This window comes from Sinobacterium norvegicum, from assembly GCF_923077115.1.
Lineage (GTDB): Bacteria > Pseudomonadota > Gammaproteobacteria > Pseudomonadales > Sinobacteriaceae > Sinobacterium > Sinobacterium norvegicum.
The window spans coordinates 1-599 of the sequence record NZ_CAKLPX010000013.1 but is presented as its reverse complement, the minus strand read 5'-3'; the positions used below and the strand labels follow the sequence as shown (position 1 = coordinate 599).

Below are 599 nucleotides of genomic sequence, written 5' to 3'. Positions count from 1 at the left end.
ACCACGGTGTGATTTATGACTGGGGTGAAGTCGTAACAAGGTAGCCCTAGGGGAACCTGGGGCTGGATCACCTCCTTAAACGATAGAGCAATCGCTCAGTTAAGTGCTCACACGAATTACTTGATCAAAGTTGTAATATTCCGATACCGGAAGCTTTCTGTAGGCCTGTAGCTCAGTTGGTTAGAGCGTTCGACTGATAATCGAGAGGTCGGCAGTTCAAATCTGCCCAGGCCTACCACTTCTCCTCCCTGGGAGAAACAGAAAAAGTTTACGGGGCTATAGCTCAGCTGGGAGAGCGCCTGCCTTGCACGCAGGAGGTCTGCGGTTCGATCCCGCATAGCTCCACCATTTTCCTTAAAACCTATGTGTTAACAGGATGTGGTCTAACCACTACGGAATATTCGTGCTCCATAATTATGGAATACAGAAACAAGCTAACTATTTTAGTTGTCTTCTTTCTGATTTTCACAATCAGTTGCTCTTTAACAAGATAAAATAGCCAAGTTTTAAAAACACGCATATTTGCGGTTACGTGTAACCGATGAATATGATGTTCAATTTAAACTTGAAATAACATTGGTTATTAACAGCTTTCGAGC

Annotated in this window: 2 tRNA genes and 1 rRNA gene; all 3 read left to right on the top strand. The window is 43.7% G+C overall.

Annotation, left to right across the window (positions count from 1 at the left end):
- Positions 1 to 78 (top strand): 16S ribosomal RNA (locus tag L9P87_RS17830); the annotation flags it as partial.
- Positions 79 to 161: 83 nt separating this feature from the next.
- A tRNA-Ile gene (locus tag L9P87_RS17825) sits at positions 162 to 238 on the top strand.
- A 34-nt stretch (positions 239 to 272) separates the two neighbouring features.
- Positions 273 to 348, top strand: a tRNA-Ala gene (locus L9P87_RS17820).
- The last annotated feature ends 251 nt before the right edge of the window (positions 349 to 599 follow it).